Annotated in this window: 18 protein-coding genes; 9 read left to right on the top strand and 9 right to left on the bottom strand. The window is 72.6% G+C overall.

The genetic code is table 11. From position 1 onward, the window contains the following. The first annotated feature begins 29 nt into the window (after nucleotides 1–29). Complete coding sequence (locus tag IEZ10_RS20640) at nucleotides 30–452, top strand: Lrp/AsnC family transcriptional regulator (protein WP_229811485.1); 423 nt, start codon at nucleotides 30–32, stop codon at nucleotides 450–452. Between the two features lie 143 nt (nucleotides 453–595). Here the strand turns inward: IEZ10_RS20640 and IEZ10_RS20635 are convergent, their stop codons facing one another. Both IEZ10_RS20635 and IEZ10_RS20630 read right to left on the bottom strand, forming a co-directional pair. Beyond that, nucleotides 596–1,387, bottom strand: a complete 792-nt coding sequence (locus IEZ10_RS20635; RefSeq protein WP_189248135.1) for a MerR family transcriptional regulator — start codon at nucleotides 1,385–1,387, stop codon at nucleotides 596–598. A 54-nt stretch (nucleotides 1,388–1,441) separates the two neighbouring features. After that, a complete protein-coding gene (locus IEZ10_RS20630; protein WP_189248134.1) occupies nucleotides 1,442–2,548 on the bottom strand; it encodes an alpha/beta hydrolase in 1,107 nt (368 codons plus the stop codon). A gap of 260 nt (nucleotides 2,549–2,808) precedes the next feature. On the opposite strand from IEZ10_RS20630, the gene IEZ10_RS20625 reads away from it, so the two are divergent. Together IEZ10_RS20625 and IEZ10_RS20620 are read left to right on the top strand one after the other, a co-directional pair. Then, nucleotides 2,809–3,366 (top strand): GNAT family N-acetyltransferase, encoded by a 558-nt coding sequence (locus IEZ10_RS20625; protein WP_179827631.1) that lies wholly within the window; start codon nucleotides 2,809–2,811, stop codon nucleotides 3,364–3,366. Between the two features lie 180 nt (nucleotides 3,367–3,546). After that, nucleotides 3,547–4,365 carry a sirohydrochlorin chelatase gene (locus tag IEZ10_RS20620; RefSeq protein WP_229811464.1) on the top strand — a complete coding sequence of 273 codons (819 nt, stop codon included), beginning with the start codon at nucleotides 3,547–3,549 and terminating at the stop codon, nucleotides 4,363–4,365. A 219-nt stretch (nucleotides 4,366–4,584) separates the two neighbouring features. Here IEZ10_RS20620 and IEZ10_RS20615 read toward each other — a convergent pair whose 3' ends face one another. Further along, nucleotides 4,585–4,947, bottom strand: coding sequence for a hypothetical protein (locus IEZ10_RS20615; RefSeq protein ID WP_189248133.1), 363 nt, complete (start codon nucleotides 4,945–4,947; stop codon nucleotides 4,585–4,587). 104 nt (nucleotides 4,948–5,051) lie between these two features. Here IEZ10_RS20615 and sigJ point away from each other — a divergent pair, with 104 nt between their 5' ends. Next, a complete protein-coding gene (gene sigJ / locus IEZ10_RS20610; RefSeq protein WP_189248132.1) occupies nucleotides 5,052–5,987 on the top strand; it encodes an RNA polymerase sigma factor SigJ in 936 nt (311 codons plus the stop codon). A 3-nt stretch (nucleotides 5,988–5,990) separates the two neighbouring features. Here the strand turns inward: sigJ and pgeF are convergent, their stop codons facing one another. Then, on the bottom strand, nucleotides 5,991–6,680 hold the full coding sequence (pgeF, locus tag IEZ10_RS20605) for a peptidoglycan editing factor PgeF (protein ID WP_189248287.1): 690 nt from the start codon (nucleotides 6,678–6,680) through the stop codon (nucleotides 5,991–5,993). A gap of 116 nt (nucleotides 6,681–6,796) precedes the next feature. On the opposite strand from pgeF, the gene IEZ10_RS20600 reads away from it, so the two are divergent. Further along, nucleotides 6,797–7,162 (top strand): PH domain-containing protein, encoded by a 366-nt coding sequence (locus IEZ10_RS20600; protein ID WP_189248131.1) that lies wholly within the window; start codon nucleotides 6,797–6,799, stop codon nucleotides 7,160–7,162. 135 nt (nucleotides 7,163–7,297) lie between these two features. Here the strand turns inward: IEZ10_RS20600 and glgA are convergent, their stop codons facing one another. Further along, nucleotides 7,298–8,476 (bottom strand): glycogen synthase, encoded by a 1,179-nt coding sequence (glgA, locus tag IEZ10_RS20595; protein ID WP_189248130.1) that lies wholly within the window; start codon nucleotides 8,474–8,476, stop codon nucleotides 7,298–7,300. 49 nt (nucleotides 8,477–8,525) lie between these two features. Here glgA and glgC point away from each other — a divergent pair, with 49 nt between their 5' ends. Next, complete coding sequence (glgC, locus tag IEZ10_RS20590) at nucleotides 8,526–9,752, top strand: glucose-1-phosphate adenylyltransferase (protein ID WP_189248129.1); 1,227 nt, start codon at nucleotides 8,526–8,528, stop codon at nucleotides 9,750–9,752. Nucleotides 9,753–9,893: 141 nt separating this feature from the next. On the opposite strand, the gene IEZ10_RS20585 is transcribed toward glgC, so the two are convergent. Next, nucleotides 9,894–10,631 carry a hypothetical protein gene (locus IEZ10_RS20585; RefSeq protein WP_189248128.1) on the bottom strand — a complete coding sequence of 246 codons (738 nt, stop codon included), beginning with the start codon at nucleotides 10,629–10,631 and terminating at the stop codon, nucleotides 9,894–9,896. A gap of 496 nt (nucleotides 10,632–11,127) precedes the next feature. Between IEZ10_RS20585 and IEZ10_RS20580 the strand changes: the two genes are divergently transcribed. From IEZ10_RS20580 to IEZ10_RS20570, 3 genes are all read left to right on the top strand, one after another. Continuing rightward, on the top strand, nucleotides 11,128–11,793 hold the full coding sequence (locus IEZ10_RS20580) for a TetR/AcrR family transcriptional regulator (protein ID WP_189248127.1): 666 nt from the start codon (nucleotides 11,128–11,130) through the stop codon (nucleotides 11,791–11,793). Further along, nucleotides 11,790–12,164, top strand: coding sequence for a VOC family protein (locus IEZ10_RS20575; protein WP_189248126.1), 375 nt, complete (start codon nucleotides 11,790–11,792; stop codon nucleotides 12,162–12,164). Before IEZ10_RS20580 ends, IEZ10_RS20575 begins: the two co-directional genes overlap by 4 nt. A gap of 180 nt (nucleotides 12,165–12,344) precedes the next feature. After that, nucleotides 12,345–13,916 (top strand): pentapeptide repeat-containing protein, encoded by a 1,572-nt coding sequence (locus tag IEZ10_RS20570; RefSeq protein ID WP_189248125.1) that lies wholly within the window; start codon nucleotides 12,345–12,347, stop codon nucleotides 13,914–13,916. Nucleotides 13,917–14,021: 105 nt separating this feature from the next. Here IEZ10_RS20570 and IEZ10_RS20565 read toward each other — a convergent pair whose 3' ends face one another. From IEZ10_RS20565 to IEZ10_RS20555, 3 genes are all read right to left on the bottom strand, one after another. Continuing rightward, nucleotides 14,022–15,047, bottom strand: coding sequence for a mechanosensitive ion channel family protein (locus IEZ10_RS20565; protein ID WP_189248124.1), 1,026 nt, complete (start codon nucleotides 15,045–15,047; stop codon nucleotides 14,022–14,024). A gap of 63 nt (nucleotides 15,048–15,110) precedes the next feature. Next, entirely contained in the window at nucleotides 15,111–16,106 is a 996-nt protein-coding gene (locus tag IEZ10_RS20560; RefSeq protein WP_179827617.1) for a ribonucleotide-diphosphate reductase subunit beta, read from the bottom strand. A gap of 200 nt (nucleotides 16,107–16,306) precedes the next feature. Beyond that, the gene (locus tag IEZ10_RS20555) at nucleotides 16,307–18,511 is read right to left on the bottom strand and encodes a ribonucleoside-diphosphate reductase subunit alpha (RefSeq protein ID WP_229811463.1); all 2,205 of its coding nucleotides are present in this window, start codon (nucleotides 18,509–18,511) and stop codon (nucleotides 16,307–16,309) included. Between the last annotated feature and the right edge of the window lie 46 nt (nucleotides 18,512–18,557).

Raw genomic sequence — 18,557 nt, 5'->3', positions numbered from 1 at the left:
CGACATGACGGAGTGTGACCGTGGACGCCATGGACTGGGCACTGCTGGACGAGTTGCAGCGGGACGCGAGGCTGTCCTACAGCGAGCTGGCCCGGCGGGTGCACATGTCGGCCCCGGCGGTGGCCGAGCGGGTGCGGCGGCTGGAGGAGACCGGGGTGATCACCGGCTACCACGCGCGCGTGGACCCGGCGCTGGCCGGGCGCGGGGTCGCGGCGCTGATCAGGATGTCCTGCTACGGGCCGCGCTGCGTGCTGCGCGACGAGCAGGCGCTGGCCTGGCCGGAGATCCTGGAGGTGCACCGGGTGACGGGCGACACCTGCTGCCTGCTGCGGGTGGCCGCCTCGTCGATGACGGCGTTCGAGGAGCTGATCGACCGGCTCGCGCCGTACGGGCACCCGTCGAGCATGATGGTGCTCTCCAGCCCGGTTCCCTGGCGGCCCCTCACGCCATGACGGTCCGGAACGACCGTGATCCGGCGCGTCCCAGGCCCCTGGCGGTCCCTCCTGGCGGTCTCTGACGTCGTGACGGTCCGGAACGACCGCGATCCGGACCGCCCCCGGCCCCTGGCGGCCTCTGACGCCCTGGGTCCTCGCCCTCACGTCTCCGGCGGGAAGCCGGAGGGGGCCCGTGCCGGACCGGAGTCGAGGAGGGCGAGGTAGTCGTCGAGTTCCCGGCCCGCGGCGAGCATCGCCCGGCTCCGGCGCCCGAGCCGGGTCCGCCATTCGCGCAGCAGGTCCGCCAGGTCCACCGTGCTCCCCGCGGCGCGCAACTGCTCGACGAAGAGCCTGATCCGGGCGAGCGGGTAGCCGCCTCGGCGGAGCTGGCGGGCCATCCGCGCGTCGCGGACCGCGCCGGGCGGGTAGACGCGGTAGCCGGTGGCGCGGTCGCGGTGCGGCTGGAGGATGCCGGCCCTCTCCCACTTCCGCAGCGACGCCGGGTGCATCCCGAGCTGGTGGGCCAGCGCCCCGATGGTCAGTCCGCCGGACGGGCCGCCGCTGGACGCGGGTTCCGTGGCCGGCCGCCCGGACGGGTTCCCGCCGGGTCCGGGCTCCGCGGTCAGGGCGCCGAGCGCGGCGGCGACCTCGCCGAGGGTCTCGCGCTCGCGCAGCAGCTCGACGTGCGCCCGGTCGATGAGGCGGAACAGCGTCTCGTCGTCGCGGTGGTGCGCGGCGCGCATGATCTCCACGGCCGTCCGGTGCCCGTACCCGGGCCGCAGGGCGAGGAAGGCGCGCAGGGCCTGGGCGTGGACGGCGGAGTAGCGCCGGTATCCGGTGTCGCCGCGCTCGGCGGGCGGGAGGATCCCCTCGTCCTCGTAGTTGCGGACCGCCTGGGTGGACAGGCCGTGCTCCCGGGCGAGATCGACCGGCCGTAGCGCTCGTCGTGCCATGTTCCCCTCATCGGCTCATCGGCGCTTCAAGGGTTCGAAGGTACAGCCTCCCCCTCAGGAGGAGCGGTCGGACGGGAAGACGCGTCCGGTGATCGCGCCGGCGGTGGCGCGCCAGATCGGGGAGGCGGCGTCGATGACGTCGAAGTGGCCGCCGGACATCTCCAGGTACGTCACGTCGTCTCCGGCGTCCTGGGCGGCGCGGGCGTAGCGGCGGCCCAGGTCGAGGAGGTCGAGGTTGTCGCCCCCGCCCTGCACGACGAGCTGGGGGACGCCCAGGGGCAGCCGCTCCATCGGGCTGGAGTCGCGGTAGGTCCCGGGTGCCTCGTCGGCCGTCCCGCCGAGGGCGGCCTCCACCGCGCCGTCCCCCAGGTTCCTGCGCTCGCCCTCCACGAGGTCCACGATGCCGGCCAGGGAGACGGCCAGGGTGACCCGGCGGTCGTCGGCGGCGGCGCGCAGGGCGAGCTGGCCGCCCGCCGAGTGGCCGACGAGCACGACCGGCCCCGGGGCGTCCCCGACGGCCAGCGCGACGCCGCGGGCCACGTCCTCGGTGGTCGCGGCCCAGCCGTGCAGGTCGGGGCGGCGGTACTCCAGGTTCCAGGCGGCGAAGCCGCGTCCGGCCAGGTCGACGCAGAGCGCGTCCATCAGGTCGGCGCCCCAGACGGAGCGCCAGTAGCCGCCGTGCAGCAGCACCGCCACGGGCGCCCGGCCGGCGTCACCGCGCTCCGGGAGGCGCACCTCGGCCCACTGGTCGGGGTGCTCGCCGTAGGGGACGCGCCGGGCCGGCCACCGCAGCCGGTGCACGGCGTGCCTGATCGCCCAGGTCAGCCCGCCGACCCCGCGCCCGTACAGGTACGTCGCGCCGGGTCCCGAGGCGGGCGGGGGAAACCGGTCGCCCGGGGCGGCCGGCTTGGTGAGGTCCACCCAGACGGCCCGGGGGTGCCCGGCGAACAGCGCGCGCGCCTCGGGGTCGGGACCGGGGACGGCGACCACCGGGCCCGGCGACTCCAGTGCCTCGCGGAAGGCGGGCAGGTCGGCGGCCGGCGACACCCTGCCCTGGACGCCGAGGGCGGCGAACTCGCGGTCGGCCACCTCGGTGAGCAGCCGGAGATCGGCGACCAGGGCGGGACCGGTGACCACGAGCACCTCTGATGCGAAGATCATCCGCTTATTGTCCACTATCCCCTGAATGGTCGCACTGGGATGAGCCCGGGACGCAGGCCGGCGGCAGGAGCCCGGCGGAAGCCGATGCCGGCGGTGCCCCTCGGCCCCGGCCCTGACCGCCCCGGCGACGCGGTGATCGCAAGGGGATAACAACCTTTTTTCACCATGAACCCGGATCACGACATATTTCATGGTTTTTGGGATGATATCGGGGTGTCAGTCCCTAGCTTCTGGTACTGCTGAGGCATTAGCGTCTGCCCATGCGCCACGTTGAGATCTCCGGCAAGAGGCTCCGGCTGAGGGAAGTGACCGCCGCGGACGTGGACGCGATGCATGCCGTGTACGGCGACCCCACCGCCACCGAGCACCTGCCGTTCGACCCGCGCACCCGCGAGGAGGTCGAGGAGATCGTCGCCGAGGCGATGGACGCCGCCCGCGCCGAGCCCCGCCGCCTGTACGTGCTCGCCGTGACCGAGGCCGACCGCGACGACGCCATCGGCGTGGCCCGCCTGCGCATCGACGCCGACCACCCGCACAGCGCGGAGCTCGGCCTCGGCCTGCGGCCCGACCACTGGGGCCGCGGCATCGGCACCGACCTGATCCGGCTGGTGCTCGCGTTCGGCTTCCGGGATCTGCGCCTGCACCGCGTCTGGGGCGCGCGCTCCCCCGCCAACACCGCGGCCCAGCTCGCGATGCTGGTGGCCGGGATGGTCGAGGAGGGCCGGATCAGGCACCACGTGCGGGCCCGGGGCACCTGGCGCGACTCCGTGATCCACTCGGCCCTGGAGGACGAGTGGGAGGGGTACCGCGACGTCTGACCCGGCCCGCGCGGGCCGGTGGGCGCGCGCCCGCCGGCCCACGGTCCGTGACCGTCCGGTCCGGCTCCCGGAAGGGAGCCGATCCGGGGATGTCCGTACCGCCCGCACGGCGCAGGTCGTGACGGAATTGCTGCCATTTTCAGTTACAAAGGTGGGAAAATACCCCTAGAGTCCGCCCCTGTGAGTGAGAGTTCCAGCCTCCCCGTACGCGGGCGCGCCGTACGGCCCTCCGGCCGGCACCGCAGACCCGTGCCCTCCCAGCTCCCACCCGAGGCACCCGCGCTGGTGCTCGCCACGCTCGGCGACGCGTCAGGCGTCGCCGCCGAGCTGGCGTCCATGATCCGGGTGGACAACCCACAGATCGAAGTGCGCCTCGCCGGTCTCGGCGAGGACGGCAAGGAGCTGACCTCCGAGCTGGAGGCGGCGGCCCGTGAGCGTCCCGCGGACGGCGAGGCCGCCATCGTGGTGCCCCTGCTGACCGGCCCGCACCCGGTCGCCGACGGCGTGATCGCCGCGGCGGTCGCGGCGAGCGGGACGGCGGCGCGCGTCACCGAGTCGCTCGGGCCGCACCCGCTGCTCGCCGAGGCGCTGCACATCCGCCTGGCCGAGAAGAACCTGGCCCGCGCGGACCGGATGCGGCTGCTCAACGTCGGAAGCCCCATCGACGCGGTCGTCCTCGCCACGGTCGGCGGCGCGGCCGGGGCGGCCGAGGCCCAGCCGACGGCCGTCCTGCTGGCCTCGCGCCTGACCCTCCCCGTGCTGGTCGCCTCCCTGGACGGCGGCCCGGACGCCGCCGCCGCGGCCGAGCGGCTGCGCGGCGTCGGCGCCGAGCGCATCGCCCTCTCCCCCTGCCTCATCGGCCCCGAGGCCGACCCCGGCCTGGTGGGCGAGGCGGCGGCACTGATCGGCGCCGAGTCCGCCGACCTGCTCGGCGCGCACGACCTCATCGCCGACCTCGCCGCCCGCGCCTACGGAAGCGTCCTGGCCGAGGACGACTGACGACCGGCGGCCGGGCACGGCTGACGGTCGAGGCCGGCCGGTGAGCGAGGACGATCGACGGCCGGTGAGCGAGGAAGACCCTCGGCCGGCGACCGAGGACGGCCGAGAGCCGTCGGCGGCCGGCGGCTTCACGCGTGCGCCCCCTTCCGGTGCGGCCGCACCGGAAGGGGGCGCGCGGGACGGGCCCTGACCGATCCCGGTGTGCTCCCGTACCGGATCTCAGCGCCGCGTCAGCGCCAGCACGCTCAGCCCGAACATCAGGACGCCCAGGGGAAGGTGGACCGCCGGTACGTTCGCGATGCCCAGCGCGACCTGGGCGGAGGCGAGGACGAGGAAGCCGGACGCGTGCCAGATGGGGCGGGGCGAGCCGCCGCCCGGCTTCCACGCCAGCACCGCCGCGACCACGTACAGCAGCGCCGCCCCGTACATCACGCGGGCTCCGACACTGTGCAGCGTCTCTCCGTAGGACGTGGTCAGCAGCAGTCCGGCGGAAACCGCCTGAAGGAAGATGGTCAGAGTCTGCAGAGCGATCGCGATCCGCAGAAACGAGAAGCTGCGCTGTGCCGTCGTCTGGGTGGCCATGCCACGGTCCCCCTGTTCCGCCCTCGGGGGCAGTAGGTCGGTAAGGTCTCATCGGTCCGACGACGCGGGCCGGTGAAAGGTAAGGCGAGAAGGCGATCGGAAGTATGGGGACGGCCGGAACGAGCATCGATGAGACAGCCGGTGAGCGGCGCCAGCTGATCAATGTCGCCTACCGGTTGCTCGGTTCGCTGGCCGAGGCCGAGGACGCGGTACAGGAGGCCTACGCGCGCTGGTACGCGCTGCCACGAAGCCGGCAGGAGGAGATCGTGTCCCCTGGCGCCTGGCTGACGACGGTGACCAGCCGCATCTGCCTGGACGTGCTCGGCTCGGCGCGGGCCCGGCGTGAACGCTATGTCGGCGCGTGGCTGCCCGAGCCGCTGCCCGGCCACGCCGGGTGGGACCACGGCCATGGCGCCGACCCCGCCGACCCGGCCGACCAGATGGTCCTGGACGAATCGGTGACCATGGCCTTCCTCGTCGTCCTGGAGTCGATGACGCCCGCCGAGCGGGTGGCGTTCGTCCTGCACGACGTCTTCCGTTACCCCTTCGCCGAGATCGCCGGCATCCTCGGCCGGACCCCCGCGGCCTGCAAGCAGCTGGCGGCCTCCGCCCGGCGGCGGGTGGGCGCCGCGCGCCCTCCGGTGACAGCGGCTCGGCAGGCCGACGTGGTGCGGCATGTCAAAGAGGCATGGGAGACGAAGGACATCGCGGCCCTCGTCGACCTCCTCGACCCGGCCGCCGTGATGACCGCCGACGGCGGCGGCATGGTCGGCGCCGCCCTGCACCCGATCGAGGGCGCCGTGCCCATCGCCCGGTACATGGCCGCCATCGCCGACAAGGCTCCGGGGCTCGAACTCCTGGAGCGGCCGGTCAACGGCGTGCCGGGCCTGGTGGCCCAGGTCGCCGGCGTCGTCACGACCGTGGCCTCGTTCGATGTCGCCGACGGCCGCGTCACCCGGATCTGGGCGGTCCGCAACCCGGAGAAGCTGCGGCCGTGGACGCGGGAGGGAAAGTCTCATGAGCCGCCGGACCGGGCCTAGGGCCTAGTCCCGCTCCAGCCAGACGTAGCCGGCGAAGCGGCCGGTCACGCCGTCGCGGCGGTGGGAGAACAGCTCGGGGCTCTCGATGGTGCAGCGCGTGTCGTGGGTGACCTCGCCGACACCGGCCCTGGCGAGCTGCGAGTTGACCGCGGCCCGCAGGTCGAGGGCGGGGGTGTCGTGGCGGGTGATCGACCACGCCTCGGGGACGACGGCCGTGACCTCGGCGCGCATCTCCTCCGGCACCTCGTAGCAGCTCCCGCAGGCCATCGGGCCGATCAGGGCGGTCATCCGGCCCGGCTCCGCGCCGCGCGCCGTCATCTCCGCCACCAGCGCCGGGACCACCCCCGAGACGGTGCCGGCCCGCCCGGAGTGCGCCGCGCCCACCAGGCCCGCCGCGGGGTCGGCCAGCAGGACGGGCGCGCAGTCGGCGCACAGCGCCGCCAGGCCGAGACCGGGGACGTCGGTGCAGACGCCGTCCAGCGGCGGCGGGTCGTCGCCGAACGGCTCGGTGACGTAGCGGACGTCGGCGCTGTGGACCTGCCGCATGAACACGACCCGATCCAGTCCGAACTCCGCCGCGGTCCTGGCCCGGTTGGCCGCGACCGCCGCGGGGTCGTCCCCGCACGCGCCGCCGAGGTTGCGGGTGTCGTACGGCGCAGCGCTCACGCCTCCGTGACGGTCCGTGATCCTCATCTGAACGTTCACGGCCCCGACCTTACCGACCCGGCGGAACCCCTCCCCCACCGCGTTCGTTGCACCGTCAGCGCGGACCCTCCGTTCCGCCGGTTCCCCCGAGAGGTTGCGAGCGCATGACGCAGATCGCGTACGACCGCAAGGAGCAGCTCCGTCAGATCGAGAGCGGCCTGATGCCCGGCGAGCAGATCATCGCCGTCTACGACGCCATCGGCGCGGGCACCGGGTTCCTCGGCCTCACCGACAGGCGGGTGATCGTCCAGGACAAGTCGTTCGTGGGCAAGAAGATCGCCATCACGAGCATCCCCTACAGCAAGATCTCGGCCGTCAGCGTGGTGAGCAACAAGTCCCTCGCGGGCGGGTTCTTCTCCTCCGGCGCCATCGCCGTCCACGTGGGCACCCACACCTACGAGGTGGAGTTCCGCGGCGACGAGAAGGCCCACCACGCCCACAACGTCATCCTGAGCCTCATCAGCCGTTGACCCCGCCGTATCGCCGTCCCCGCCGCTCCGCCGTACCCGCGCGGGAGGCGGCGGGGCGGGGCGGCCGGGGCGCGAACGGGCCGCGCGCGGCGTCCGGCGCCGGGTCCGCCGGCGAGGCCGGCCCGGCGGCTCCCGTCAGGAGGCGGTCACCGACCGGTACAGGTCCATCGTCCGCTCGGCGATCCTGGCCCAGGAGAAGTGCTCCACGGCCCGTGCCCGCCCGGCCGCGCCCAGCTCGGCGGCCAGCTTCGGGTCGTCCAGCAGCCGGTTGATCCGCTCGGCGAGGTCGGCGGCGAACCGCTCGGGGTCGTCGGGAGAGCCGTCGGCGGCGGACTGCTCGATCGGCACCAGCAGGCCCGTCGACCCGTCGGCCACGACCTCGGGGATGCCACCGGTGGCGGTGGCCACCACGGCTGTCTCACAGGCCATGGCCTCCAGGTTCACGATGCCCATCGGCTCGTAGACCGAGGGGCAGACGAACACCGTGGCGTGGGTCAGGATCTGGATCACCTCGGGGCGCGGGAGCATCTCCGAGATCCACACCACGCCCTCGCGGTCCAGCCCCCGGACCAGGGCGGTCACCTCCTCGGCGATCTCCGGGGTGTCCGGCGCGCCCGCGCAGAGCACGAGCTGGGCGTCGCTCCGCAGGTCCCGTGCCGCGTGCAGCAGGTGGACCAGCCCCTTCTGCCGGGTGATCCGGCCCACGAACACCACGTACGGCCGGGCCGGGTCGATGCCGTGCCTGGTCAGGAAGCCGGTGTCGGGATCGGGGGCGTACTGGGCGGTGTCGATCCCGTTGTGGATCACCGTGACCTTCTCCGGCGCCACCTCCGGGTAGGCGGCCAGCACGTCGCGGCGCATGCCCTCCGAGACCGCGACGACCGCGTCGGCGCTCGCCAGCGCGCCGCGCTCGGCCCAGGACGACAGGGTGTAGCCGCCGCCGAGCTGCTCGGCCTTCCACGGCCGCAGCGGCTCCAGGCTGTGGGTGGTCATCACGTGCGGGACGCCGTACAGCATCTTGGCGACGTGGCCGGCGAAGTTGGCGTACCAGGTGTGGCTGTGCACCAGGTCCGCGCCCCGGCACGCCGCCGCCATCTCCAGGTCGACGCCGAGGACCTGGAGGGCGGCGTTGGCCTCCTCCAGCCCGGCCGGCGTCCGGTACGCCGCCACCCCCTCCTCCGCCCGGGGCGCTCCGAAGCAGCGCACCCGGACCTCGGCCAGCCTCCGCAGTTCGCGGGCGAGGTACTCGACATGGACACCGGCGCCGCCGTACACCTCTGGGGGATACTCGCGGCTCAGCAGATCAACGCGCATATGATCAGCGTAGTGTTTCATCCCTGTTCATCGGGTTAGGGTCGGGTGTATGAGAGTCCTCGCGATCGTCCTCGCCGGCGGCGAAGGCAAGCGGCTGATGCCGCTCACGGCCGACCGGGCCAAGCCGGCCGTGCCGTTCGGGGGGATATACCGGCTCGTCGACTTCGTGCTGTCGAATCTGGCCAACGGCCAGTACCTGAAGATCGTGGTGCTGACGCAGTACAAGAGCCACAGCCTCGACCGGCACGTCTCCCGCACCTGGCGGCTGTCGACCATGCTGGGCAACTACGTCACCCCGGTGCCCGCTCAGCAGCGGCTGGGCCCGCACTGGTTCTCCGGGTCGGCCGACGCGCTGTTCCAGAACCTGAACCTCATCTACGACGAGATGCCCGAGCACGTCATCGTGTTCGGCGCCGACCACATCTACCGGATGGACCCCCGGCAGATGGTCGAGCAGCACATCGACTCCGGCGCCGACGTGACGGTGGCGGCCATCCGGCAGCCGCTGTCGCTCGCCGACCAGTTCGGGGTGATCGAGACCGACCCGGCCGGGCGGCGGATCGTGGCGTTCCGCGAGAAGCCCAAGGACGCGGTGGGGCTGCCCGACGCCCCCGACCAGGTGTACGCGTCGATGGGCAACTACGTCTTCAAGACCCAGGCGATGCTCGACGCGCTCCGCGAGGACGCGCTCGACCCCACCAGCAAGCACGACCTCGGCGGGAACATCATCCCGATGCTGGTGAAGTCCGGCGGCGCCCAGGTGTACGACTTCGCCGACAACGTGGTGCCCGGCTCCACCGAGCGCGACCGTGGCTACTGGCGCGACGTCGGAACGCTCGACGCCTTCTACGAGGCCCACATGGACCTCATCTCACCGCACCCGGTCTTCAACCTGTACAACCAGCAGTGGCCGATCTACACCTGGCACGACCCGCTCCCGCCGGCCAAGTTCGTCCACAACGAGGGCGACCGGGTCGGGCGGGCGGTCGACTCCCTGGTGTCCGCCGGTGTGATCGTCTCCGGCGGCCTGGCGGACCACTCGATCCTCTCCCCCGGTGTGGTGCTGCACTCGCACTCGCGGGTGGAGGACTCGGTGCTGATGGACAACGTGAAGATCGGCCGGGGCGCCGTCGTCCGCAAGGCGATCATCGACAAGAACGTGGTCATCCCCGACGGGGCGCGGATCGGCTTCGACCTCGAGTACGACCGCAGCCGGTTCGCGGTCACCCGGAACGGGATCGTGGTCATCGGCAAGAACGAGATCATCGACCGCTGACGGGCGGCCTGGAGGCAATGCCTCGGCCGGTACACCGGCGCCAGGCCGCTGACCGGTGCCGGGTCGCCCGGCCGCGTCGGCCGGCCGGTGCCTCGGGTGCCGGGCCGCGCGCGGTGCGGCCCGGTGTCCCGGAGAGGCGGATCAGTTGACCGAGGGCTTCTCCGGAAGCCGGTCGAGGATCGCCTGGAACATCGTCGCGTTGAACGCGGCCATCTCGTCCATCCGCGTCTCCAGCTTGTCCATGCGGGAGTCCAGCCCGTCCATGCGGGAGTCCAGCTTGTCCATGCGGGAGTCCAGCCCGTCCATGCGGGAGTCCAGCTTGTCCATGCGGGAGTCCAGCCCGTCCATGCGGGAGTCCAGCTTGTCCATGCGGGAATCCAGCCCGTCCATGCGCTCGTCGACGCCGGCGAACCTGGCGCGCATCTCATCGCGGAGTTGCTCGACCTTGGCGTCCACCTCGGACACCTTGACGTCCAGCGCGAGGACCCTGGTGCCCAGGTTCGACACGCTTAAGCCAAGGCCCGTGACCTTGGCGTCGAGCTCCGACACCTTCGTGTCGAGACCCGCAACCTTGGCGTCCAGCTCCGACACCTTCGTGTCGAGACCCGCAACCTTGGCGTCCAGCTCCGACACCTTCGTGTCGAGCTTCTCAGCTTCGATCCGCAGGTTCAGGACCTTTTCGTCCAGACGGGTCATGCCGAAGCCGAGGCCGATGACCCGGCGCTCCACCCCTTCTAGGCATTTGCCCATCACATCGAGCTTGGTGTAGACGGGGGTAAGCGCGTCGTAGGCCCGACCCGAGGCCGTTTTTCCACATTCGCTACTGAGCAGCATGAATTCCTCCTCCAGTCGGCTCACTCGTGCCTTCAGCGTCGCCATGTGTTCTCTCCTCGGGGGTGTGGTGAACAGCGTAGGCGCGTCGCGCCGTCGAGGACCGGAGGCAGGGGACGAGTCCTCGTAGGGAACATCATGGAGCGTGATCGGCCGTCACGTGACGTGTTCAGAGAACCGTTTTCGCAGGAAATCGGGGCGGGATGAGGATTCTCTCCCGGGGACGGCGACATGCGGAACCCGGGATATGAAAAGTTCTCCGAAATATCGACGTCATGGGGCATTCTCCGGACCGTCCGGCATCATCGCGCTCTCCCCGGCCCCCGCCACCGTGGCGCGCCCACGAAGACGTCCGGCCGCTGAAGCCCCGGCGCCGCGGGCCCTTCGATCGCCAGACGCCGCGACGCCTCCGCCGGAACGTCCGGCGTCGCGGCGCGATGTCCTCCCCGCGAGAGCCTGTTCACGACTCCCATTGACGGAGTGAGTACTCACTCCGTACGGTGAAGACATGGAAACCACATCCCCCCGGCGTAGAGCGCCGGGAATGAGCCCCGAGCGGCGGCGGGAGATGATCGTGCTCGCCGCCCTCCCCCTGGTCGCCGAGTACGGCACCGCCGTCACCACCAGCCAGGTCGCCAGGGCCGCCGGGATCGGCGAGGCCACGATCTTCCGGGTGTTCACCGACAAGGACGAGCTGCTGGACGCCTGCGTGGCCGAGGCCCTCCATCCCGGCCACGTGCTGGAGCAGCTCGCCGCCGTCCCGCTCGACCAGCCGCTCGCCGCCCGCCTGACCGAGGCCGCCGAGGCCATGCGGGCCCACATGACGCGGATCGGCACGGTCCTCGGCGCCCTGCACGCCTCGGGCCACCGCTCGTCCCGCGACCGGCGCCCCTCCCCCGGGGACCGTACGGACGCGCCGACCGGCGCCGCGGGCGAGGGGGCAACCGGGCGGCCGGGCGGGTCGCATCCGCCGGGCGGCCGGGAGGCGTCCCTCCGGCAGACCCGCGAGGCGCTGACCGAGTTGTTCGAGCCGGACCGCGAGGCGCTGCGCCTTCCCCCGGAACGGCTGGCCGCGCTGTTCATGGACCTGATGTTCGCCGGGAGCAGGCGACCGGCCGGCGACACCGCGCCGGACGTCGCCGAGCTCGTGGACGTGTTCGTGCACGGCGCGCTGACCCGTCCCGGCTCCGCCGAGGAGGGCGCGAGGTGACCGTCACGCTGAACCACACCATCGTCCTCGCCCGCGACAACGGGCGCGCCGCCCGGTTCTTCGCCGACGTCATGGGCCTGGAGTGCCTGCCTCCGGCCGGGGCGCGCGGCCACTTCGCGCCCGTCCGGGTCAACGACTCCCTCACCCTCGACTACATGACCGTCGAAGATCCCGAGGGACACCACCTGGCCTTCGACGTGGACCCGGCCACGTTCGACGCGATCCTGGCCCGGCTCCGGGAGTGCGGCGTGCCGTACGGCAGCCACCCCGCCGACCGCACCAACGGCCGCGTCGACCATCCGCTGTGCCCGCGCGGCCTGTTCTTCTCCGACGACTCCGGCAACCTCTACGAGGTCATGTCCCCCGAATAGGCGCCGGGGACGAGGCCGACCCGGAGGGTGGCGGGGTCGCCGGTGGGTGACCGGAGACCATCGGATACCTGTACGTTGTAGATTCTTCCGGGACGTTCCCCGATCATGACGGCGGACCGTCCCGGAACCGGCGGGGCACCGGCCGCCGGGGAGGGGCGCGGACCCGCGAGGAGGGCCTCGATGAGACCGGTACGGTCGTTCCCCAGGCTCAGCCCGGCCGAGCGCCGGGTCTGGAACGCCTATCCCACGGGCGCCTGGGTGGACCTGCGCACCGGCGACCCGGAGGAGGACGACCCGGCGAAGGGCGCGGAATGGGGGCCGGAGCGGACGGTCCGCGCGGAGGTCCTGGCGGCGCTGCTGCGCGGCGCGCGGCAGGCCGCGCCGGGCGGGACCGCCGGGCTGCGGCTGGCGGGCGCGCGGGTCACGGGGTCGCTCGACCTGTCGGACGCCACCCTCACCGGCAAGCTGCACCTGCTCAACTGCCACCTGGCCGAGGCCGTCTCCCTCAACGACGCCACCGCCGCCGGCGTCCGGTTCCGGGGGTGCGACCTGGAACGCGTCCGGGCCGCCCGGTGCACGGTCAAGGGCCTGCTCGACTTCGACGGCTCGACCGTCCACGCCGGGATCCGGTTGGACGACGCCGAGGTGAACGGACAGCTCCGGCTCTCCCGGATGCGCCTTTCCGCCCCGGGCGAGCGGCCCGAACCGGGTGACAACTGGATGGAGGACGCCCATCGGCAGCCCTCCCCCGATGAAACGCGCCGACGCCGCCTCCACCAGGTCCGCCACGCGCTCTGGGGCGGCGGCCTCACCGTCACCGGCGCGACGTTCATGCGGGAGACGCGCGTCACCGGCGGCCTGCGGCTCAGCGGGGCCAAGCTCCGGGGCGGGATCTACCTGCAGGGGTCGGTCGTCACCGCGACCGGCCCGCACGCGGTGATCGCCGACATGATGGAGTGCGGAACGGTGGAGTTCAGCGCCGGGTTCACCGCGACCGGCACGATCCGGATGCGCGGCGCGCGCGTCGGCGGGACGCTCTCCTTCTCCGACGCGGTGCTGAGGGCCCCGCGCCGGGTGCTGCACCTGAGCCACGCCCAGATGGACGAGCTGATCCTGGCGCCGGCCGGGATCGAGGGGGATGTCAACCTGGGCTACTCGCGGATCGGCGTCCTGCTCGACCGGCCGGACGCCTATCCCGGCGGGGTCCACCTCAACGGGCTGGTCTACGAGGCGCTGCGCGGCCCGTGGAGTGTGGCCGAGCGGCTGTCGTGGGCGAGCCGGGACCCGGACGGCTACCGGCCCCAGCCGTACGAGCAGCTCGCGGCGTGGTACCGGCGGATCGGCCACGAGCCGGACGCGCGCCGGGTGCTGCTGGCCAAGCAGCGCGGCCGGCGCGGCACGCTCCGGCCGGCCGGGCGGGCGTGGGGCGGGCTGCTCGACCTCGTCGTCGGGTACGGCTACCGCCCCTGGCTGGCGGCCCTGTGGGCGGCGGTGTTGCTGACCGCCGGGACGGTGGCCTTCGGCGCCGTGCCGCCGGTGAAGATCGACCCGGAGGAGATCCGGGTCTTCCAGCCGTTCACCTACACCCTCGACCTGCTGGTCCCGGTGAGCGTCTTCGAGCAGCGGGGGGCGTGGGAACCGGTGGGCTGGACCCGGTGGCTGGCCTGGACCCTGATCGTGTCGGGGTGGATCCTGGCCACCGCGCTGATCTCCGGGGCAGCGCGCGTGCTGCGGCCCGCCCCGGCTGCGTAGGGGCGGCGCAGGGGCTCCGCCGTACGGCCCGGCCCCGGCGCGTCGGCCCCCCGTACGGGGGCCCCGTACGGGGGCCCGCCGTACGGGGGCCCGCCGTACGGCCGGCTACGCCGCGCGGTCGTCCACCCGGAAGCGGGGCAGCGAGTCGGGGTACTTCTCCTGGATGAACCTGACCATGTGCTCGCGGATGTCGCACTTGAGGTCCCAGGCGCTGGGCGAGTCGGCGGCGCTCATCAGCGCGCGCAGTTCCACCAGGCCGTTGGGCAGGGTGTCGACGACCTGGAGGACCCAGTCCTTCTGGTCCCACAGCGGGTGCTCGCGCAGGGCGCGGTACAGCTCGGCGCGCAGCTCGTCCACCGGGACCGACCAGTCGACGCGGAGCATCACCGCGCCGATCACCCGGCTGCTGTGGCGGGTCCAGTTCTCGAAGGGGTTGGTGGTGAAGTAGGAGACCGGGAGCACCAGCCTGCGCTCGTCCCACAGGTGCAGCACCACGTAGGTGAGGCTGAGTTCCTCGATGCGGCCCCATTCGTCCTCGACCACCACGACGTCGTCGAGCCGGAGCGCGTCACTGAAGGCGAGCTGCAGCCCGGCGAGCATGTTGCCCAGGGTCGACTGGGCGGCGACACCGACGATCACACCGGCGATCCCGGCGGAGGCCAGCAGCCCGGCGCCGAGCGCGCGCACCTGGGGGAAGGTGAAGAGCATCGCGCCCAGCGCCACCACGATGATCACCGCTGAGGCCACCCGGCGGACCAGGGTGATCTGGGTGCGGATGCGGCGGGCCCGCCGGTTGCGCTCGCCCTCGACGGTCACCAGCCGTTCCAGCACCACGTCGGTGACCGCGTAGGCGGCCTCGATGACCAGCCAGGAGACGACGCCGATCATGGCCAGGCTGAGCACCTGCTCGATGCCGTCCGCGAACGGTCCCTCGGCCATGTTCGGCTGGTAGACCGTCTTGACGGCCGCGACGACCGCCGTGGCCAGGGCCGGCCAGGCGCAGCGGCACACGAGCGGACCGGCGAGGACCCATTTCTCGCCGACCAGCCGCGACCGCAGTACCCGGCGCACCACCTCCACCGCGGCGGCGGCGGCGAGCACCGTGATGAGCATGATGATCCATCTGGACAAGATCGGCTTTCCTCCCGTCGTCGGTCCCCCCCACGGGGGGTTGCCCACGGGCCCGCCGCGTATTCAGAAGGATTCGTCGAATGTGACGTTCCCCTCAACGGCTATCTGGTAGGCCGAAACGCGCCGCTCGAAGAAATTGGCGAGTTCCTGGACGTCCTGCAGCTCCATGAAGGCGAAGGGGTTGGCGGTGCCGTACCTGACGGGCAACCCGAGCCGGACCAGGCGCTGGTCGGCCACGTACTCAAGGTACTGCCGCATCCGGTCCACCTCCATCCCGGGCAGCCCGTCGCCGCACAGGTCGGCGGCGAAGGCCAGCTCGGCGGCCACCGCCTCCTCCAGCATCCGGGTGACCTGCCCGCCCAGCTCGTCGTCGAACAATTCGGGCTCCTCGGCCCGTACGGTGTCCACCACGGAGAAGGCGAACTCCATGTGCATGGACTCGTCGCGGAACACCCAGTTGGTCCCGGTGGCCAGGCCGCCCAGCAGGCCCCGGGAGCGGAACCAGTAGACGTAGGCGAAGGCGCCGTAGAAGAACAGTCCCTCGATGCACGCGGCGAAGCAGATCAGGTTGAGCAGGAACGCCCGCCGGTCCTCGCGGGTCTCCAGGCGGTCCAGCCCGCCGAGCGAGTCGATCCACCGGAAGCAGAACTCGGCCTTGTCCCGGATCGAGGGGATGTGCTCGACCGCGGCGAAGGCCCGGACCCGCTCGTCGTGGTCGGGCAGGTAGGTGTCCAGCAGGGTCAGGTAGAACTGGACGTGCACCGCCTCCTCGAACAGCTGCCTGCTGAGGTACAGCCGCGCCTCGGGGGCGTTGACGTGCCGGTAGAGGTTGAGGACGAGGTTGTTGGCCACGATCGAGTCGCCGGTGGCGAAGAAGGCGACGAGCCGGTTGATCAGGTGGCGTTCCTCGGCCGTCATCCTGGCGAGGTCGGGCAGGTCGGAGGAGAGGTCCACCTCCTCCACGGTCCAGGTGTTGCGGATCGCGGCGCGGTAGCGCTCGTAGAAGTCCGGGTAGCGCATGGGGCGCAGCGTGAGGTCCATTCCGGGGTCGAGCAGCATCGGCGGAGCCCTCCATGGGGTTCGGGTGAAGCGGGACGAGGAGACGCGCGGCGGACGCGCGGCGATCCGGGCGCGATGCCGGATCGGTGAAGCGGGACGCGGAGACGCGCGGCGGGCGCGCGGCGATCCGGGCGCGGCGCCGGATCGGGGAGGCGGGACGCGGCGCGGGCGCCCGAGAGGGGACGCCCGCGCGGCGGGCGCTACTGGCAGGCCTCGCAGTACTCGGGGTTCTCCAGCGAGCAGGCGACGGCCTCCGGCTCGGGGACGGCCCTGGCCACGGTGGTCTGCGCGATCCGGGTGGCCGGGCGGGACCGCAGGTAGTAGGTCGTCTTCAGGCCGGACTTCCAGGCGTAGGCGTACATCGAGGAGAGCTTGCCGATGGTCGGCGTGGCCATGAAGAGGTTCAGCGACTGCGACTGGTCGATGTACGGCATGCGCGCGGCGGCCAGGTCGATCAGCGCCTTCTGCGGCAGCTCCCAGGCGGTGCGGTAGAGCGCCCTGAGGTCGCCGGGCACGCCGGGGACGTCCTGGACGGAGCCGTCGGCCCGCTTGATCGCGTCGCGGACCTGCGGGGTCCACAGGCCGCGCTCGGCGAGGTCGCGGACCAGGTAGCGGTTGACCTGGAGGAACTCTCCCGAGAGGGTCTCGCGCTTGAAGACGTTGGAGACCTGGGGCTCGATGCACTCGTAGCAGCCGGCGATGGAGGCGATGGTCGCGGTGGGCGCGATCGCGATCATGAGCGAGTTGCGCAGGCCCGTCTCGGCGATCCTGGCCCGCAGCGCCGCCCACTCGGCCGACCGCCCGGCGCCGTAGTGGTCGGGGTGCAGCACGCCGCGGGCGGCGCGGGTCTCGTCGTAGGAGGGGTGGCGGCCCCGCTCGACGGCCAGGTCGGCGGAGGTGGCGTAGGCGGCGAGCGCGATCTCCTCGGAGATCCGGGTGGACAGCTCCAGCGCCTCCGGGGAGTCGAACGGCAGCCGCAGCGTGAAGAACACGTCGGCCAGGCCCATCAGGCCCAGCCCGATCGGCCGCCACCTGCGGTTGGCGGCCTCGGCCTCGGGGGTCGGGTAGAAGCCCAGGTCGATCGTGCGGTCCAGGAACCGTACGGCGGTGCGGACGGTGGCGCGCAGCCGCGCCCAGTCCACCCGCCCGCCGTCGAGGTGGGCGGCGAGGTTGATCGAGCCGAGGTTGCACACGGCCGTCTCGGCGTCGCTGGTGACCTCCAGGATCTCGGTGCAGAGGTTCGACAGGTGGATGACGTTCTCGGGGCGGGCCGTCTGGTTGGAGGTGCGGTTGGCGGCGTCCTTGAAGGTCATCCAGCCGTTGCCGGTCTGGGCGAGGGTGCGCATCATCCGGCCGTACAGGGCGCGGGCGGGGACCTGGCGGACGTATCGGCCCTCGGCCTCGGCGGCGCGGTAGGCCGCGTCGAACGCCTCGCCGTACAGGTCGGTGAGGTGCGGGACCTCCCTGGGGTCGAACAGCGACCAGGTGCCGTCGGCCTCGACGCGGCGCATGAACTCGTCGGGGATCCAGTTGGCGAGGTTCAGGTTGTGCGTGCGGCGGGACTCCTCGCCGGTGTTGTCGCGCAGCTCCAGGAAGTCCTCGATGTCGGCGTGCCAGGTCTCCAGGTAGACGCAGGCCGCGCCCTTGCGGCGGCCGCCCTGGTTGACCGCGGCGACGCTCGCGTCCAGGGTGCGCAGCCACGGCACGACGCCGTTGGAGTGGCCGTTGGTGCCGCGGATCAGCGAGCCGCGCGAGCGGATCCGGGTCCAGGAGACGCCGATGCCCCCGGCGTACTTCGACAGCCGCGCGATCTGCCCGTACCGCTCGTAGATCGCCTCCAGCTCGTCGCGGGGCGAGTCGAGCAGGAAGCAGGAGGACAGCTGGGGCCGGCGCGCCCCGGAGTTGAACAGGGTGGGCGAGCTGGGCAGGTAGGCCAGGGTGGACATGAGCCGGTACAGCTCTGCGGCCTCCTCGACCGTCTCCGACAGGCCGCACGCCACCCGCAGGAAGAAGTACTGCGGGCGCTCCAGCACGCCGCGGGTCTCGGGGTGGCGCAGCAGGTAGCGGTCGTAGACCGTGCGCAGGCCGAAGTACTCGAACCGGGCGTCGGCGGCATCGTCGACGAGGGCGTCCAGCTCGGCGGCGTGCGCCGCCACGAAGGCGGCCAGGCCGTCCTGCAGCAGCCCGGCGGCGTGGGCGGCGGCGACGGACCCGGCGAAGGTCCGCACGCCGTGGGCGGCGGCCTCGTCGGCGATCAGCCCGGCCAGCAGGCCGGCGGCGACCTTGGAGTTCTCCGGATCGGCGACCACCCGGGCGGCGGCCTCCTCGATGGCCAGCCGGCGGCCGGCCAGATCCTCGCGTGCCTGCCCGGTCTTCTCGGCGGCGTCGGCCACGATCGGTGCCACGTGCTCCCCTTAGCGTGCTCGGTGCTTCCCTGTACGGCTCCCGCCG

The sequence above is a fragment of the Streptosporangium pseudovulgare genome, from assembly GCF_014648055.1.
Taxonomy (GTDB): Bacteria; Actinomycetota; Actinomycetes; order Streptosporangiales; family Streptosporangiaceae; genus Streptosporangium; species Streptosporangium pseudovulgare.
This window is presented reverse-complemented; position numbering and strand designations above follow the sequence as displayed.

Coding starts and splice junctions, on each gene's coding strand:
- IEZ10_RS20640 (WP_229811485.1), top strand. CDS start 30: ATGGACTGGGCACTGCTGGACGAGTTGCAGCGGGACGCGAGGCTGTCC.
- IEZ10_RS20635 (WP_189248135.1), bottom strand. CDS start 1,387: ATGGCACGACGAGCGCTACGGCCGGTCGATCTCGCCCGGGAGCACGGC.
- glgC (WP_189248129.1), top strand. CDS start 8,526: ATGAGAGTCCTCGCGATCGTCCTCGCCGGCGGCGAAGGCAAGCGGCTG.
- IEZ10_RS20580 (WP_189248127.1), top strand. CDS start 11,128: ATGAGCCCCGAGCGGCGGCGGGAGATGATCGTGCTCGCCGCCCTCCCC.
- sigJ (WP_189248132.1), top strand. CDS start 5,052: ATGGGGACGGCCGGAACGAGCATCGATGAGACAGCCGGTGAGCGGCGC.
- IEZ10_RS20585 (WP_189248128.1), bottom strand. CDS start 10,631: ATGGCGACGCTGAAGGCACGAGTGAGCCGACTGGAGGAGGAATTCATG.
- pgeF (WP_189248287.1), bottom strand. CDS start 6,680: ATGAGGATCACGGACCGTCACGGAGGCGTGAGCGCTGCGCCGTACGAC.
- IEZ10_RS20570 (WP_189248125.1), top strand. CDS start 12,345: ATGAGACCGGTACGGTCGTTCCCCAGGCTCAGCCCGGCCGAGCGCCGG.
- IEZ10_RS20600 (WP_189248131.1), top strand. CDS start 6,797: ATGACGCAGATCGCGTACGACCGCAAGGAGCAGCTCCGTCAGATCGAG.
- IEZ10_RS20630 (WP_189248134.1), bottom strand. CDS start 2,548: ATGATCTTCGCATCAGAGGTGCTCGTGGTCACCGGTCCCGCCCTGGTC.
- IEZ10_RS20625 (WP_179827631.1), top strand. CDS start 2,809: ATGCGCCACGTTGAGATCTCCGGCAAGAGGCTCCGGCTGAGGGAAGTG.
- IEZ10_RS20615 (WP_189248133.1), bottom strand. CDS start 4,947: ATGGCCACCCAGACGACGGCACAGCGCAGCTTCTCGTTTCTGCGGATC.
- glgA (WP_189248130.1), bottom strand. CDS start 8,476: ATGCGCGTTGATCTGCTGAGCCGCGAGTATCCCCCAGAGGTGTACGGC.
- IEZ10_RS20560 (WP_179827617.1), bottom strand. CDS start 16,106: ATGCTGCTCGACCCCGGAATGGACCTCACGCTGCGCCCCATGCGCTAC.